Source organism: Pedobacter psychroterrae, assembly GCF_004331695.1.
GTDB lineage: Bacteria > Bacteroidota > Bacteroidia > Sphingobacteriales > Sphingobacteriaceae > Pedobacter > Pedobacter psychroterrae.
Genome location: NZ_SJSL01000001.1, coordinates 349,145 through 365,047, shown reverse-complemented (window position 1 = coordinate 365,047; position 15,903 = coordinate 349,145). Strand labels below are relative to the sequence as shown.

13 protein-coding genes are annotated in these 15,903 nt (G+C 37.0%); all 13 read left to right on the top strand.

The annotated features are described in order from the left end of the window. The first annotated feature begins 5 nt into the window (after positions 1-5). Positions 6-1,121, top strand: a complete 1,116-nt coding sequence (locus EZ437_RS01555) for a CapA family protein (RefSeq protein ID WP_131592563.1) — start codon at positions 6-8, stop codon at positions 1,119-1,121. Beyond that, a complete protein-coding gene (locus EZ437_RS01550; RefSeq protein WP_131592561.1) occupies positions 1,118-2,149 on the top strand; it encodes an ATP-grasp domain-containing protein in 1,032 nt (343 codons plus the stop codon). The genes EZ437_RS01555 and EZ437_RS01550 overlap by 4 nt, the downstream gene beginning before the upstream one ends. 1 nt (position 2,150) lies before the next feature. Beyond that, on the top strand, positions 2,151-3,302 hold the full coding sequence (locus EZ437_RS01545; RefSeq protein ID WP_131592559.1) for an O-antigen ligase family protein: 1,152 nt from the start codon (positions 2,151-2,153) through the stop codon (positions 3,300-3,302). A gap of 30 nt (positions 3,303-3,332) precedes the next feature. Continuing rightward, entirely contained in the window at positions 3,333-3,947 is a 615-nt protein-coding gene (locus tag EZ437_RS01540) for an acyltransferase (RefSeq protein ID WP_131592557.1), read from the top strand. A 100-nt stretch (positions 3,948-4,047) separates the two neighbouring features. Next, positions 4,048-5,169, top strand: coding sequence for a glycosyltransferase family 4 protein (locus tag EZ437_RS01535; protein ID WP_131592555.1), 1,122 nt, complete (start codon positions 4,048-4,050; stop codon positions 5,167-5,169). Then, complete coding sequence (locus EZ437_RS01530) at positions 5,144-7,255, top strand: bi-domain-containing oxidoreductase (protein ID WP_131592553.1); 2,112 nt, start codon at positions 5,144-5,146, stop codon at positions 7,253-7,255. The genes EZ437_RS01535 and EZ437_RS01530 overlap by 26 nt, the downstream gene beginning before the upstream one ends. Positions 7,256-7,266: 11 nt before the next feature. Next, positions 7,267-8,370, top strand: a complete 1,104-nt coding sequence (gene wecB, locus EZ437_RS01525; RefSeq protein ID WP_131592551.1) for a non-hydrolyzing UDP-N-acetylglucosamine 2-epimerase — start codon at positions 7,267-7,269, stop codon at positions 8,368-8,370. A 3-nt stretch (positions 8,371-8,373) separates the two neighbouring features. After that, entirely contained in the window at positions 8,374-10,260 is a 1,887-nt protein-coding gene (locus EZ437_RS01520) for an alginate lyase family protein (protein ID WP_131592549.1), read from the top strand. Beyond that, positions 10,257-11,495 carry a glycosyltransferase family 4 protein gene (locus EZ437_RS01515; RefSeq protein ID WP_131592547.1) on the top strand — a complete coding sequence of 413 codons (1,239 nt, stop codon included), beginning with the start codon at positions 10,257-10,259 and terminating at the stop codon, positions 11,493-11,495. The genes EZ437_RS01520 and EZ437_RS01515 overlap by 4 nt, the downstream gene beginning before the upstream one ends. Further along, entirely contained in the window at positions 11,488-12,090 is a 603-nt protein-coding gene (locus EZ437_RS01510) for a sugar transferase (protein WP_131592545.1), read from the top strand. The genes EZ437_RS01515 and EZ437_RS01510 overlap by 8 nt, the downstream gene beginning before the upstream one ends. Position 12,091: 1 nt before the next feature. Further along, positions 12,092-12,700: an acetyltransferase gene (locus EZ437_RS01505; protein WP_131592543.1), complete on the top strand. Its 609-nt coding sequence runs from the start codon at positions 12,092-12,094 to the stop codon at positions 12,698-12,700. 139 nt (positions 12,701-12,839) lie between these two features. Then, a complete protein-coding gene (locus tag EZ437_RS01500) occupies positions 12,840-13,988 on the top strand; it encodes an aminotransferase class I/II-fold pyridoxal phosphate-dependent enzyme (protein WP_131592541.1) in 1,149 nt (382 codons plus the stop codon). A 477-nt stretch (positions 13,989-14,465) separates the two neighbouring features. Beyond that, positions 14,466-15,899 (top strand): capsule assembly Wzi family protein, encoded by a 1,434-nt coding sequence (locus tag EZ437_RS01495; protein WP_165500318.1) that lies wholly within the window; start codon positions 14,466-14,468, stop codon positions 15,897-15,899. Positions 15,900-15,903: the final 4 nt, after the last annotated feature.

The following is a 15,903-nucleotide window of genomic DNA, read 5'->3' as shown; positions in this document are numbered from 1 at the left end:
GTCCAATGAAAATTCTAATTACTGGTGATTTTGTCATCAACAAGGATTATCCTATTTCCAGCATCAGCAATGAGATTGTTCAAACATTTGCTGAATCTGATTACAACATTGTAAATTTAGAGGCTCCCGTAACTGAAAATGACCGTGAAGTCTTCAAAACTGGCCCGCATTTAAAATCGGATAGTGAAAGTACGTTAATTGCGTTAAAGAGCTTGAAAGTCAATCTTTGTACTTTAGCTAATAACCATGTTCTGGATTATGATGAGCAAGGCGTATTGGATACAATTGATTTTTGTAATAATAATGGCATTAGTACAGTTGGAGCAGGTAGGAACAAGCAAGAGGCCAGTAAGATTTTTTATATAGATACAGAAGAAGGTAAAATTGCCATCATAAATGTAGCCGAAAATGAATGGGCATCTGCGACAAAAACCACTGCAGGAGCTAATGGAATGGATCTGATCGACAATGCAGCACAAATTAAAAACGCAAGAGAAGTCGCTGATTATGTTTTTGTGATCGTACACGGCGGTCATGAATATTATAATTTACCAAGCCCACGTATGCAAAAACAATATAGGTTTTATGCAACTCAGGGAGCCGATTTAGTAGTTGGTCATCATACCCACTGTATTAACGGGTACGAAGAATATAATGGAGTCCCTATATATTACAGTTTAGGAAATTTTTTATTCACGAAAGTGAGTAATAAAGAGGATTGGTATGTGGGACTTTTGCTAAATGTTGAAATTCTTGATGGTAAAATAAAGGCATTTCTTCGACCAGTTGGTCAGCAAAAGGAGAGTTTTAAATTGGATTTTTTAGATGATAGCCATGAAAAAGCTATTATGAATCGGGTGAAGAAATATAGTGATCTTATAAAAGAAGAAGAAGCTTTAGAAAACGAGTGGAACAAATATGTCGAATTAAAAGCAAGATCGTACGTCAATTGTTGGTCTCCAGTTGTATATTTAAACTACAAGTACTTACCAGCAATTTTTAATAAGCTAAAGCTAACTGTTTCTAACAAACGGGGAGCATCATTGTTTTTAAACCTGATGCGTTGTGAGGCTCATTACGATATCTCAAAAGAAGTTATAACAAAATATTTGAAAAAATGAAAATAGCAATACATCATAATAATTGGCCTTCAAGTTTTTCAACATACTGGATACAGTATTGTGTAGAAAATGGTATTGATTACAAGATTGTGGACTGTTTCAGTACTGACATAGTAAGTGACTTACATGATTGCAACGCACTTATGTGGCATCATAGTCATGATACTTTTATGGATGCAATAGCCGCTAAAAAAATTTTATTCGCGATTGAGCATTCAGGCAAAATAGTGTTTCCGAGTTTTAATACAGATTGGCATTTTGACGACAAGGTCGCTCAGAAATATTTACTAGAGGCTGTGAATGCCAGCGTTGTACCTTCATCTATTTTTTATGATAAAAAGAAGGCTTTAGAATGGGCTAATACAACCACTTTCCCAAAAGTTTTTAAACTTAAAGGCGGTTCCGGAAGCAAAAATGTCCAATTAGTTGGTTCAAAAAGTAAAGCCGAGACATTGATAAATAAGGCATTTGGAGGTGGTTTTTCGCAGTTTAACCGTGCTAATCACTTCAATTACTATCTTTTGCGGTACAAAAAAACAAAACAAGTGTCTCATATTGTTAAGGCATTCGGAGGACTGATTGTAAAGTCCAAATACGGCAAAATGCAACATAACGAAAAAGGTTATGTGTACTTTCAAGAATTTATTGAAAACGATGGATTTGATTTACGTATAATAATTGTTGGTGACAAAGGATTTGGACTAAAGAGGCTTGTTCGTGAAAATGATTTCAGGGCGTCTGGAAGTGGGAACATTATTTATGACGTCACACAGATCGATGAGAATTGTGTGAAGATGGCTTTTGAGATAAACAAAAAAATTAAATCTCAAAGTATCGCGTTTGATTTTGTTATAGACAAAGTAACTAACGTACCATATATAGTAGAAATAAGTTATGCCTACGCTGCAGATGCTTATAAAGCTTGTGAGGGTTATTGGACAGACGATTTAAAATTTCATCCTGGTAGTTTTAATCCACAAGGTTGGATGGTAGAAGATATTATAAAGCAAATTAAGATATCTGGTTAAGATGAAAAGACTCATTCAGGTAGACGCTATAATTTTTTTATTATTTGCCTTGTATCTTTTGGGCGGAGTGTTGTACCCTTATGAATCCATTCTTCGTCGAGGTTTTCAGCTTTTAATACTTGCTATCTCACTTGTTTTTTTTATTAAGACGATGCTAATTAAGAGGAAAAGTACGGTCTACAAAGCTTGGACAGCATTACTATTTCTAAATATTTTAGGCTTCCTATTTACTGCAGACTTTAACAGTAAGAGTCATGTTGGCTTAATTTTAATTATTTTCACAAACTCTCTACCATTCTACCCGATCTATTATTTGTCATACAAGGAAAAAATAAAGCCACGAGATTTATTAGTATTTTTCCTACTAATTTTACCAATAGCTATCGGGAGCTTTTATTTTAACAAAGCTCAAGTAATGATGGAATTATCTGCTGATAATATTGTTAATAATTTTGCATACTTGTTTGTCTTTTTACTCCCATATACTTTACTATTTAAAAACAGAGTGATGGCCATATTAGCTATTGTTGTTTTGATTTTTTTTATTGTCCAAGGTGCTAAAAGAGGTGCTGTGGTTTTGGGCGCAATTGGTCTATTGTATTTCTGCTATTATCAATTCAGAACAATTGAAAAAAGAAATCTCATTAAAGGGTATTTAATCGCTGTATTGGGGGTTTCAGTATTAGCATACTATACCTACGATTTCCTAGCTTCTAATGAATATCTGCTACAAAGACTTGAGGTAATTAATTTACAGACTGGAGAGGGTACGAGTGGACGTAATATTATATATAGTGCAATTTTGGAAGGTTGGTATAGTAGTGACAATTTTTTACGGTTATTATTTGGATATGGTTTTGCTGGATCTCTATTTTTGACCGGAGGGAGTTTTGCTCACAACGACTGGCTTGAGTTATTATCAAATTTTGGATTGCTTGGAATATCTATATACATTATACTGTTTATTACAACACTAAAATACACGCTGAAATTAAAGAATCAGGAAGATAAATTAATTATGTTGTGTATAATAACGATATGGTTCGTTTCTACAATGTTTTCTATGAATTATATACATGGTTTTTCTTTTTTTCAATCTATCATTCTAGCATATTTTTTGGGAAGCACTACTAGAAAGATTCAATTTTCATAAGTTGACTATCAATATTAAACAATTAAGACAATGCGATTAGCGGTTAATTTCTTCAATTTAATTTGGAAAATTTTAGATAGGATTTACATGTTATTATGTCGGTCCAGCTTCAACAAACTAGGAAAAAATGTAATTTTTCATCCGATGAATTCGAAATTTACATATAGTAATATAACGATTGGGGATAACGTATCAATTGGAGAAAATGCTTTTTTTAATGCTACAGTTAGTCACATTTATATTGGTAACAATATTGCAATCGCACCGAACGTAACGATTAGGGGGGGGAACCATAGATTCGACATTATTGGGAAATGGATAACGGATTATAAAAAAAGTGACAAAAGAGTTGAAGATGATGAGCCCGTTTTTATTGAGAGTGATTGTTGGATTGGAACAAATGTTACTATTCTTAAGGGAGTGACAATAGGGCGTGGATCAATAGTGGCTGCGGGTTCAGTCGTTAATAAAACTTGTGCGCCCTACTCTATCGTAGGTGGTGTGCCCGCCAAGGTGATTAAATTTAGATGGGATAGTTGTGAAGAAATTTTAGCACACGAAGAGATGTTATATAAAGAATCAGATCGCTTGAGAAAGGAAGATATTGAAAAAGCTATGAATTACTATCACAGCAAAAAGAAGTAAGATACTTGCATATTACATCACAGGAGGAAATTTTCAACAATATAGTAGAAGAATGCTTTTCAGAGAGCACAAAATGTTAAATCAAGATGAGGAAAAATAAATGAAGAAAAATCTGAATGTTTTGTTCGTCGGTGCATTCAATCGAGGTACTAAAGATGGTAGTTCAGGTGGTCAGTTATTCGCTTGTACATCCTTAATTGAGTCCGATTTAAAAAATAGCATTAATTTTATTAAGCTTGACACTACTGCAGAAACAGTACCTGCACCTCCTGTATACAAGCGCATTCCAAAAGTTTTTTTACGTCTGTCAAAATTTTTGTATTCAATTTTGTTCAGGAAGATTGATGTAGTGTTAATTTTCTCAAGTGCAAAGTTAAGTTTTATTGAAAAGGGCTTGATGGCATATTTAGCAAGTGTTGTCTCAAAAAAAGTTATTTTTGCACCTAGATCAGGCTTGATATTGAATGATTACGAGCGAAGTAAATTTATGAAGAGTTTTATTCCTTTCGTAGTAAGATCGTCAACATATATTCTTTGTCAATCAACAAATTGGAAGGAATTTTACAAAAGTGTAAGTGGGGAGAAAGACGAAAAATTTGTGATTGTAAATAATTGGATTGATATAGCTCCTTACCTTCAAAATAAGGAAACTCAAATTAATAGCACCTTAGAGATAGTCTATTTGGGATGGTTAGAAGAATATAAAGGAATTAGAGATCTATTGACAGCCTTGAAAATTCTTTCACAAAAGCAATTGAACGTAGATTTTAAATGTACTATTTACGGGAATGGCAATCTGTTCGAGGAAGCTAGTCAATTTATTAAAGATAATGGTCTGGAGCAAGTTGCCTTTTTAAAAGGTTGGGCTAATAAAGAGGTCAAGATGAACGCATTTAGAACAGCGGATATTTATATTCTCCCTTCGCATTATGAAGGCTTTCCGAATGCATTATTAGAGGCTATGGCTTCACAACTGCCAGTTGTTGTCACTCGTATTATGTCAGTTGCTGACATTGTTCAGCATGGTGTAAACGGTATGATTGCTGAATGTAAGGATCCAGCATCTCTGGCCGAACAACTGGAGAAGCTTTTGCTTGACGAGAATTTGAGATTAGAAATTGCTAAAAATGCAAGAGAAACGGTTATAAATAAATTTACAATACAAACTGCCATTCAAAAATTGGAAAAGATATTTTATGAAACAAATCATACAATCCTTTAAAACAGGAGAAACTATATTAGAAGATATCCCAGCGCCTCAAGTAGCCAGAGGATCGGTTTTGATCCAGACAACCAGAAGTTTAGTTTCGCTTGGCACTGAACGAATGTTGGTAGAGTTTGGAAAATCAAATTTGATTTCCAAAGCTCGTCAACAACCTGACAAGGTAAAACAAGTGCTTGACAAGATCAAAACAGAAGGCCTTATGCCCACCCTTGAAGCAGTATTTAATAAGTTAGGTGAGCCTCTTCCTTTAGGTTATTGTAATGTTGGTAAAGTGATCGCTGTCGGTGAAGGTGTGAGTGAATTCAATGTTGGCGATAGAGTTGCTTCAAATGGCCAGCATGCGGAATATGTTAATATACCTAAGAATTTAGTAGCCCATATTCCCGAAAATGTAAGTGATGAGGAAGCAGCTTTTACCGTTGTGGGATCAATCGGTTTACAGGGTATTAGGTTATGCGATCCTACATTGGGAGAAACTATAGTAGTGGTTGGTTTGGGTTTGATCGGTTTGTTAACCGCCGAACTCTTGGTCGCTAACGGCTGTCGGGTTATTGGAGTTGATTTAGACGCCAAAAAGATTGAGCTGGCTCAGGCTAAAGGGATTATTGGTATCAATCCTAGAGCTGGTGATGATGTTGTCAAAAGTGTATTAGGGATTACTAATGGCATCGGGGCAGATGGAGTGATCATTACTGCATCAGCAAAAAATAATGAGATTATTTCTCAGGCTGCTCAAATGAGCAGAAAAAGAGGGCGTATAGTTCTTGTCGGAGTGATTGGCCTGGATATTAGCCGGGCAGAGTTTTATGAGAAGGAACTGTCATTTCAAGTGTCTTGCTCATACGGGCCAGGTCGATATGATGAGGATTATGAAAGAAAGGGAATAGATTATCCATTATCTTTTGTAAGATGGACTGAAAAAAGAAATTTTGAGGCAGTGTTAAATGCAATTTCAACAGGCAAACTAGAGGTGAAGTCCTTGATAACCGAGCGGGTTGCTTTGACGGACTTTAAAGATATCTATGACAATATTAGTGGGCAGGGATCGATAGCATCGATTTTGGAATATCCATTGGAGAGCGACTCCTCGAATACTGTAGTATTAAATTCAAATTCTTTTGTGAATGGTAAGGGAGGGATAGGAATAATTGGTTCTGGGAATTTTACAAAAATGACGATGCTTCCCGCTTTGAAAGCTGCAAATGCTGATTTGATTTCTATAGCGAGCGCGGGAGGAGTCAGTGGAACTGCAATGGCTAAGAAATATGGGATTGCGAAAAGTACTACAAATTACAATGAAATATTTGATGATCCTTCAGTTGATTTAGTGCTTATAACAACAAGACATAATCAACATGCCCAGATGGTTGTGGAGGGCTTAAATAAAGGGAAGCACATATTTGTAGAGAAACCACTTGCTCTAACAGATGCGGAACTGTCAACAATTGTTGAAGCTTATAAGGGAAGCAAAACCCTGACCGTAGGATTTAACAGAAGGTTCTCACCACATATTCAGAAGATTAAAAAGTTGGTGGGTAATTCGCCAATGAATGTAATTGCCACCATGAATGCCGGTCATATTCCTGCAAATGTCTGGATTCACGATATGAAAGTCGGGGGGGGCAGGATTATCGGTGAAGCTTGCCATTTCATTGATTTAATCACTTTCTTAACTGGCAGTAAAGTTAAAGCTGTGTGTATGAATGCAATGGGTCCAAACCCTCAGGAAAATACCGACAATGCTTCGATTTTGTTAGAATATGAAAACGGCAGTACTGGAGTAATCAACTACTTTTCAAATGGTTCAAAAGCTTATTCTAAAGAACGGATTGAAGTTTATTCTCAGGAGAGGACCGCTATTATGGATAACTTTCGTGTAACGACAGGATACGGATTTAAGGGATTTTCTAAGTTAAAAACGGGATTAGATAAAGGACATAAGGAGCAGTTTAAATTGTTGATAGATGTTTTAAAAGATGGAGGTAAGCCTTTAATTCCGATTGATGAAATTATAAATACGACTAAAGCTAGTTTCGCAGCTATAGAGAGCTTAAAAACAAAAAGTTGGGTAACGATCATATAACTTATTTTCAAATGCAAATTACAATTATTGCTGGTGCCAGGCCAAATTTCATGAAGATAGCGCCTATTGTCCATTCTATTCAAAAAGCCAAAGCAGAAGGTAGAGATATAGACTTTCGACTGATCCATACTGGGCAGCATTTCGATAAAAAGATGTCCGGAGATTTCTTCGAACAGTTGGGAATTCCTGAACCTCACGCAAATCTGGAAGCTGGTGGCGGCACTCAAGCTGAACAAACCGGCGCTATAATGGTTCGTTTTGAACAGGAGCTAATAGCCAATCCTACTGATTTAGTATTGGTAGTTGGAGATGTTACATCTACAATGGCTTGTGCTGTAACAGCCCAGAAATTACGGGTGCCTGTAGCACATGTAGAAGCAGGAATTCGTTCAGACGACTGGACTATGCCCGAAGAAATCAACCGCTTGGTAACTGACAGTATCACAAATTATTTTTTTACCACTTCTGAAGTGGCAAATGATAATCTGAGAAAGTCTGGGGTTGAAAATGAGAGAATATTTTTTGTAGGTAATACTATGATTGATACACTGCTTAAGAACAGGCCGAGATTTATGGCACCTCCAATATGGGATGAGGCGCAGCTAACGGAGAAAGGATATATAGTACTTACTTTGCACCGACCAGCAAATGTGGATCAGGAGCAACAGCTGAAATTGCTCATGGAAGAAATTATTGTTAACAGCAACGGTACTCCTATTATCTTCCCGGTCCATCCCAGAACTGCAAAAAATATGCAAGGATTAGGAATCGAAGCTTCCAATTTGTTTTTTGTTGAGCCTCTAAGCTACCTCGAGTTTAACTACCTGGTAGAAAGAGCTAAATTAGTCGTAACAGATTCAGGGGGAATCACTGAAGAGACTACTGTATTGGGAGTGCCATGTATTACGTTGCGAAATAATACTGAGCGACCGGAGACCATTTCAATTGGTACCAATGAACTTATTGGTACTGATCCAAAAGCAATTAAACCAGCTTTTGCAAAATTGTTTAGTGGCGGGTGGAAGAAAGGTGGTATTCCGCCTCTCTGGGATGGCCATACCGCAGATCGTATCGTCGATAGTTTATTAGAAATAGCTACAAAAAAAGGCAATTAACAAATGTTACAGAAAATTCAGAAGGCGGTTCAATTAATTGGAAACATGGGCTGGAGATATATTTTCTTTAGGACTGGCTTTGAATTGAAAAAAAGAACCGGCTTTCTAAAGACCAAATTTCCTGTAAATCCTGCAGCCAAAGCTTATTACTCGCTAAATTCTTGGAAATTATCTGCCAGACCATTTTTTTTTCAAAGTAAGGAAGAGATAGTAAATGAAAAAAATCTTTCGCAAGAGCTTCAAGACAGCTACAGAAAAATATCCGAATTCAGATATTCTTTTTTTTCAAGTCTTGAATATGACTTGGGAGCGAATTTTGATTGGGTGACCAATCCTGATACTGGGTTTCGTTACGACCCGACCCTGCATTGGTTAGATATAAATGACTATGATCAGCAAGCCGGAGATATAAAATTTGTATGGGAACCGTCTAGATTTTCTCACCTGTACACAATCATCCGATACGACTTTCATTCCGGAAATGATTGTTCTGATCAAGTATTTAAGGAAATTGAGCGATGGATTGATGCGAACCATATTAATCAAGGTCCAAATTTCAAATGTAGCCAGGAAATCTCGTTAAGAGTAATGAACTGGACTTTTGCATTGTATTATTATAAAAATTCTCCTAATCTTACCCAATCAATATTTGATAAGATACAGCATTATATTTACTGGCAGGTGGAACATGTTTACCAAAATATAAACTTTTCAAGAATCGCTGTACGAAATAACCATGCCATTACAGAAACACTGCTGTTGTATGTTGCAGGTCTTCTATTCCCAGAGTTCCCGGAGTCTAAAAAATGGAAAAAAAATGGGAAGCGCTGGTTTGAGCAAGAGATTGCCTACCAGATTTATGAAGACGGAACCTTTCTTCAGTTTTCAATGAACTATCATCGGGTGGTAGTACAATTATTGACATGGGCTTTGAGGTTGGCTGAATTGAATGGAGAGGCTTTTCAGGATGTGGTTTATTTGAGAGCTAAGAAAAGTGTATCATTTCTCCTCAATTGTATGGAAAATGAATCAGGCTGGCTTCCAAATTACGGAAACAATGATGGTGCGCTTTTCTTTAAATTAAATGACCAGCATTATAGAGACTATCGACCACAGCTTGAAGGATTAAGTTACTTACTAAACATGAAGTGGGCTCATCCACAATTTGAAGATGCTTCATGGTATGGACTGAAAAGTGAGATGCGATCTCCAGAGAATGAGATGGAAGTCGGTAGTTCGAAATATGAAATTGGCGGATTTTACACATTCAGAAAAGAAAATTCGCTGACATTTGTTCGGTGTGGGAATCATAAGGATCGACCTGCGCAGGCGGATAATTTGCATTTGGATATATGGTATGAAGGCAAAAACATGCTGCATGATGGTGGGACGTATAAGTACAATTCGAATCAAAATGATTTAAAGTATTTTATGGGGACCCATTCACATAACACCGTTATGTTAGGAGATTACGATCAGATGGAAAAAGGATCTAGATTTATATGGTATCATTGGACTCAGTGTGTTGAAGTAGATCTTAATGAGGATAAAGACAGCTACATATTTGAAGGCACAATAAATGCTTTTCAACATATTGACGAAAGAATTTTACATACCAGACGTGTTAAAGTTTCGAAAAATGCACCCAGGTGGGAAGTGACTGATCATATTATAAATAAGCCGGACAATTTGCCATTAAAACAGTTGTGGCATACCTCGGTTCTGGAACAACTCAATTTTTCTGCTATGTTGCCGTCAGGAGAAGCAATATTACCAGCTATAGGAACTGGCTATTACTCTTCCTTTTATGGGGTGAAAGTTGAAAGTACTGAGTTAGTGTTTTCCACGGATAGTAATTCAATCACTACAGTAATAACAGTTAAACCATGAGAATACTTTTACTTCATCAATATTTTTTAGAGCAAGATGATCCTGGAGGGTCGAGATTTAATGAGTTGACTGCTCAATGGACAGATCAGGGGCATGAGGTTACGGTAATTGCCGGAATGATGCATTATAATGGACACGAGAAAAGAGATATTTATAAAGGGAAATGGTTTGTTAAAAAGCAGCAAGGCAATGTGACTGTTTGGAGAACACACGTTTCCGAAAGTTATAATTCTGGATTTGTCGGTCGACTTTGGGGATATTTCTCTTTTGTTTTTTCCGCTCTATGGGCTGGCCTGTTTAAGGTTAAAGGAAAATACGATATTGTTCTGGTAACGTCACCTCCTTTATTTATTGGGATAACGGGATATTTGTTGTCACGCATCAAAAACAGGCCATTTGTTTTTGAGATCAGAGACCTATGGCCGGAATCTGCAATAGACACAGGAGTGGTTACAAATAAAATGATTATTAAGTTGGCCTATGCTTTGGAAGCCTTCATTTACAAAAAGGCCAAAAAAATTAATGTGCTTACACCAGCATTTAGAAAAACTTTGATTGAGAAAAAGCACGTTCATCAGGATAAAATAATCTTTATTCCTAATGCTGCAGACTTTAGTTTGTCAGATCATTTGCTGGATTCTTTTGATGTGGATGCATTTAGAAAAATACATAATTGGGAGAATAAATTTGTGGTAACCTATGTGGGTGCGCATGGGGTTGCCAATCATTTGGATCAGGTATTAGAAACAGCAGATCTGATGAGAGATACTAATGTGTTATTTGTGCTTATTGGTCAGGGAATGCAAAAGCGCCAGTTACAAGATTTAGCGATAAAGATGAAATTAGAGAATGTACTGTTTTTAGATCCTGTACCTAAAGCGGAGGTCTTTAAATTTATTTTTGCCTCTGACATGGGTGCTTCCGTTCTTAAAAATGTTGATACATTTAAAACAGTTTATTCAAATAAGACCTTTGACTATATGGCTTGTAAAAAGCCGATTTTTATGGCTATTGACGGCGTTTCGAGGGAATTGGTGGAGGAGGCAGATGCAGGTGTATTTGTTGAACCTGAAAATCCCCAGGATTTTGCATCGAAAGTGAGAATGTACATGGAAAACCCAGAATTGATGATCAGGCAGGGTGAAGCTGGGTACAGGTTTGCTAAGGGAAGTTTTGATCGAAAGGTATTGGCCGATAAATATATTGAACATTTGAAAGCAGTAAGCAATGTATAGAGGCTTTTTTAAATATTTTTTTGATGTTTTAACTGCTATTTCTGCATTGGTAATTCTTATTCCTGTTCTTATTCCAATTACAATTTTATTATTGATAGCAAATAATGGGAAACCATTTTTTTTTCAGATTAGGCCGGGAAAAAATGGGCAGCTCTTTAAAATCATCAAGTTTAAGACTATGAATGATAAACGAGGAACAGATGGGCAGTTACTTTCAGATGCTGTTCGCCTAACTCCTGTTGGTGCGTTTGTTCGTAAGACTTCAATCGATGAGATCCCGCAGTTACTAAATGTTATTAACGGTGATATGAGCCTAATTGGACCAAGACCGCTATTACCTGAATATTTGCCGTTGTATTCAAAAGAACAAATGCGCAGGCATGAAGTGAAACCAGGCATCACGGGATGGGCGCAGGTAAACGGTAGAAATGCGATTGGTTGGGATCAGAAGTTTAAACTGGATGTGTGGTATGTTGACAATCTAAACTTCTTGTTAGATTTAAAAATTATATTTTTGACTATTAAAAAGGTAATAGTGAAAGAAGGTATCTCATCAGATACTTCTGCAACTATGGAAAAATTTACAGGAAAGTGATATGCATATTATAGGCGCAAGTGGACACGCGAAGGTTATTGTTGACATACTGCTGGAATTGGGGGTTGAAATTTCAGGAATATGGGACGAAAATTCTAGAATCGAAGCTTTGATGGGCTACCCAATAAAGGGTAATTTTGAAGCGTTCAAAAAAATACAGGTAGAAAATGTCATTATTGCGATTGGAAACAATACCATAAGGAAAAGAATTTCCCTGGAATTAGCGGGCAATAGCTCGGTTGCTATTCATCCTAAAGCGGTTATATCCCGTTTTTCAAGTGTCGGAGTAGGGACAGTAATCATGGCCAATGCTACAGTAAATGTAAGTGCTTTGATCGGTAAGCATTCCATTATCAATACCAATTCATCGGTTGATCATGATTGTATACTTGAGGATTATGTGCATATATCGCCTCAGGCTGGTCTTGCGGGTAACGTATTCGTTGGAGAAGGCACCCATATCGGTATTGGGGCGAGCGTTATACAGGGGGTTAAAATTGGAAAGTGGGCTAACGTTGGAGCCGGAGCAGTGGTGATAAGAGATGTCCCCGATTATGCGGTCGTGGTTGGTAATCCTGGAAAAGTAATAAGATATAACACTCCGGCATAATAAAATTTTCAAATAAAAATGATATATTGTTGTACTCAAAGTGGTATTAAAATTGGTAACTTTGAACATTGACAATTAAAGAGCGAAAGTCATTGAGCGTAAAGACTCTATGATGATCAAATATATTAATAAGAGCAAAATGAGCAACAAAATCTGGCTTTCATCACCACATATGGGTGGGATGGAGCAAAAGTACGTTGAAGAGGCTTTTCGTACTAACTGGGTAGCACCCCTTGGTCCTCACGTGGATGGGTTCGAACTGGATTTGGCCACTTATACCAATGCAAAATATGCTGCTGCCCTAAGTTCAGGTACTTCAGCACTTCATTTGGCATTGATCATGCTTGGTGTTAAGCCAGGGGATGAAGTGATTTGCCAGTCTATGACTTTTTCTGCAAGTGCCAATCCCATTGCTTATTTAAACGCTATTCCGATTTTTGTAGATAGTGAAAAAGATACCTGGAACATCTGTCCCAAGCTCTTGCGTGAGGCTATCGTAGACCGTATTAAGAAAGGTAAGAAACCTAAAGCGATCATTCCTGTACATTTATATGGTATGCCTGCCAAAATGGAAGAAATCATGGAGGTAGCCAATGAGTTTGGAATTCCGGTTGTGGAAGATGCCGCAGAAGCATTGGGGTCTACGCTCAATGGCAAAGCAATGGGGACTTTTGGCCTGATGAGTATTTTATCTTTTAACGGGAATAAAATCATCACTACTTCAGGTGGAGGTGCTTTGATCTCAAACAATGAAGAGTATATTAAAAAAGCAAGATTCCTTGCTACACAGGCAAGAGACAATGCCCCGCACTATCAACATTCTGAAATAGGCTATAACTATAGAATGAGTAACATTTGTGCTGCTATAGGTAGGGGACAAATGGAAGTCCTTGATGAAAGGGTAGCTAAAAGGCGAGAGAACTTTAGCTTCTATAAATCCTCATTCGCTAAAATGGATGGAGTAAGCGTGGTTGAGGAGCCACTTGGATTTTACTCTAACAGATGGCTTAGTACTATACTTATAGATAAATCGATGACATATGGTATAGATCGCATGATCATTGCAGAAGAGTTATTAAAAAATAATATTGAATGCCGTCCACTTTGGAAGCCAATGCATATGCAACCGGTATTCTCGAATGCACCTTACTATGGGAATGGTGTTTCTGAAGAACTTTTTGAAAAAGGATTATGCTTACCGTCCGGATCTAACCTAAGCCAGGAAGATTTAAACCGGGTTGTTGCTGGAGTATCTAAAGCACTTAAAAGTAGTAAACTTACCGCATAGCGTCAGCTTTTCTTGCTGACTGATTTTTTTGAATTGCATTTAAATTAAAGACTGATTTATCGGTCTTTTTTTGTATTTATAGTTTTTTACAGATAATTTTTGATTTTATTCCGTTTTTTCTTAGAATATCAGGTTATAATTCAAATTATTGACCATAGATGAGTTGATTTTTATATAAATATTGAATTCTGTTCACATTTTCTAGTAAAAAGAGTTATATTTGTCGTAGTTTATAGCTGTTGGTTCATTATTATTTGATTTTATAGTGTAGAAACGAAAATATTTATGGTTTTTGCTGATTTTAGGATAAAATTTTGGTATTTATTTTGTTTTTATTTGGTGATAATGTTTTTTTTATCAAATTTAATTACAAACAATGTTTCAGCTCAAGCTATTCCAGTTGGTATATCGGAAAATATAGAGGGCCAATTTCGTCGGAGCCAAATCCTTGGGACTGATAGTTCCCTTGTCTCTTATATGATAAGGCCGATCAACTCAGGAGCAACTGTTAATATTAAAAAGTCATTTTCAATCTTACCAATTCTGTGGCGTCAGCAATACAATACCAGCAGTGCTTATGGAACGAATGACGGTGCCATAGTACCAGCCAAAGGATACCAAACCTTATTGTCAGCTGGCGTATTTGCGAAATATGGAATATTGAGCATACAATTTCGGCCTGAGTTTGTGTTTGCTGAAAACAGGGATTACAGAGAACTGCATGAGACAAATAATGGACAGGCTTTTCAAAATTCCGTGTCTTCCAGACTCAATCGTATTGATCTGCCCTCACGTTTCGGTAAAGATGTATACCATAATTTAAGTTGGGGACAAAGTAATATCAAGTTAACACTGGATCCGGTTGCGATCTCTTTGTCAAATGAGAACTTGTGGTGGGGACCTGGGATGTTTAATTCTTTATTAATGAGCAACAATGCTCCGGGCTTTAAACATTTAAGTCTCCATACTTCAAGACCTGTAAAAACCCCGCTTGGCTCGATCGAAATGCAATTGATCGGAGGGAAACTGGAAGGTTCAAATGTGCATGATTTGGAAGGGACGGTATTTACAGCGAAACCAGGTGATTGGCGGTATTTCTCCGGAATTGTAATGACCTGGCAACCGAAATGGGTTCCCAATTTATTTCTCGGATTTGACAGGTCATTCATTATCTATCATAACGATATGGCTAAAGGCATCGGGGCTTACCTCCCTGTGTTTGGTGGAATTGAAAAGAAAAGCTTTAACAACGATGATGATACCACTAATGATGAGGATTCGAGGAGACGGGATCAGTATTTTTCATTGTTTGCAAGATGGTTGATGCCGGAGAGTAAGTCGGAGGTATATCTGCAGTATGGACGAAATGATTTTGCCTGGGATTTGAGAGATATGCTGGTGGAGCCTGAGCATTCAAGGGCTTATATAGTTGGATATAGAAAATTGATTGGAATTAACAGACCTGATGAATACATCCAGCTAGGAATTGAGCTTACTCAAATGTCAGGATCAAATACCGGCAAAGTGAGGGATCAGCCATCATGGTATATCCATTCGCAGGTTCCTGCCGGATATACTAATAAAGGACAGGTTCTTGGTGCAGGAGCAGGAATCGATAATGATCAGCAAAGCCTGGATATAAGCTGGATTTCTGGTTTGAAAAGGGTTGGACTGACATTCGTTCATATCATGAATGATGAGAATTTATCGAGGAATGTAACAGGTGAGCGTAAGAACTGGACAGACCTCGCCTTCATAGGGAATTATGACTGGACTTATAAAAATTTCATCGTCAACAGCAGGTTAGGGTTCGTCAGATCCAACAATTATTTGTACGAAAACAAAGAAAATAATCCTAACAACAACTTGAACAACATGCATCTACAGCTTGGGCTATTATATAATTTATAAACTA

Excerpts from the sequence above, each read along its gene's own strand:
- EZ437_RS01555 (WP_131592563.1), top strand. The coding sequence starts at position 6 with ATGAAAATTCTAATTACTGGTGATTTTGTCATCAACAAGGATTATCCT.
- EZ437_RS01550 (WP_131592561.1), top strand. The coding sequence starts at position 1,118 with ATGAAAATAGCAATACATCATAATAATTGGCCTTCAAGTTTTTCAACA.
- EZ437_RS01545 (WP_131592559.1), top strand. The coding sequence starts at position 2,151 with ATGAAAAGACTCATTCAGGTAGACGCTATAATTTTTTTATTATTTGCC.
- EZ437_RS01540 (WP_131592557.1), top strand. The coding sequence starts at position 3,333 with ATGCGATTAGCGGTTAATTTCTTCAATTTAATTTGGAAAATTTTAGAT.
- EZ437_RS01535 (WP_131592555.1), top strand. The coding sequence starts at position 4,048 with ATGAAGAAAAATCTGAATGTTTTGTTCGTCGGTGCATTCAATCGAGGT.
- EZ437_RS01530 (WP_131592553.1), top strand. The coding sequence starts at position 5,144 with ATGAAACAAATCATACAATCCTTTAAAACAGGAGAAACTATATTAGAA.
- wecB (WP_131592551.1), top strand. The coding sequence starts at position 7,267 with ATGCAAATTACAATTATTGCTGGTGCCAGGCCAAATTTCATGAAGATA.
- EZ437_RS01520 (WP_131592549.1), top strand. The coding sequence starts at position 8,374 with ATGTTACAGAAAATTCAGAAGGCGGTTCAATTAATTGGAAACATGGGC.
- EZ437_RS01515 (WP_131592547.1), top strand. The coding sequence starts at position 10,257 with ATGAGAATACTTTTACTTCATCAATATTTTTTAGAGCAAGATGATCCT.
- EZ437_RS01510 (WP_131592545.1), top strand. The coding sequence starts at position 11,488 with ATGTATAGAGGCTTTTTTAAATATTTTTTTGATGTTTTAACTGCTATT.
- EZ437_RS01505 (WP_131592543.1), top strand. The coding sequence starts at position 12,092 with ATGCATATTATAGGCGCAAGTGGACACGCGAAGGTTATTGTTGACATA.
- EZ437_RS01500 (WP_131592541.1), top strand. The coding sequence starts at position 12,840 with ATGAGCAACAAAATCTGGCTTTCATCACCACATATGGGTGGGATGGAG.
- EZ437_RS01495 (WP_165500318.1), top strand. The coding sequence starts at position 14,466 with ATGATAAGGCCGATCAACTCAGGAGCAACTGTTAATATTAAAAAGTCA.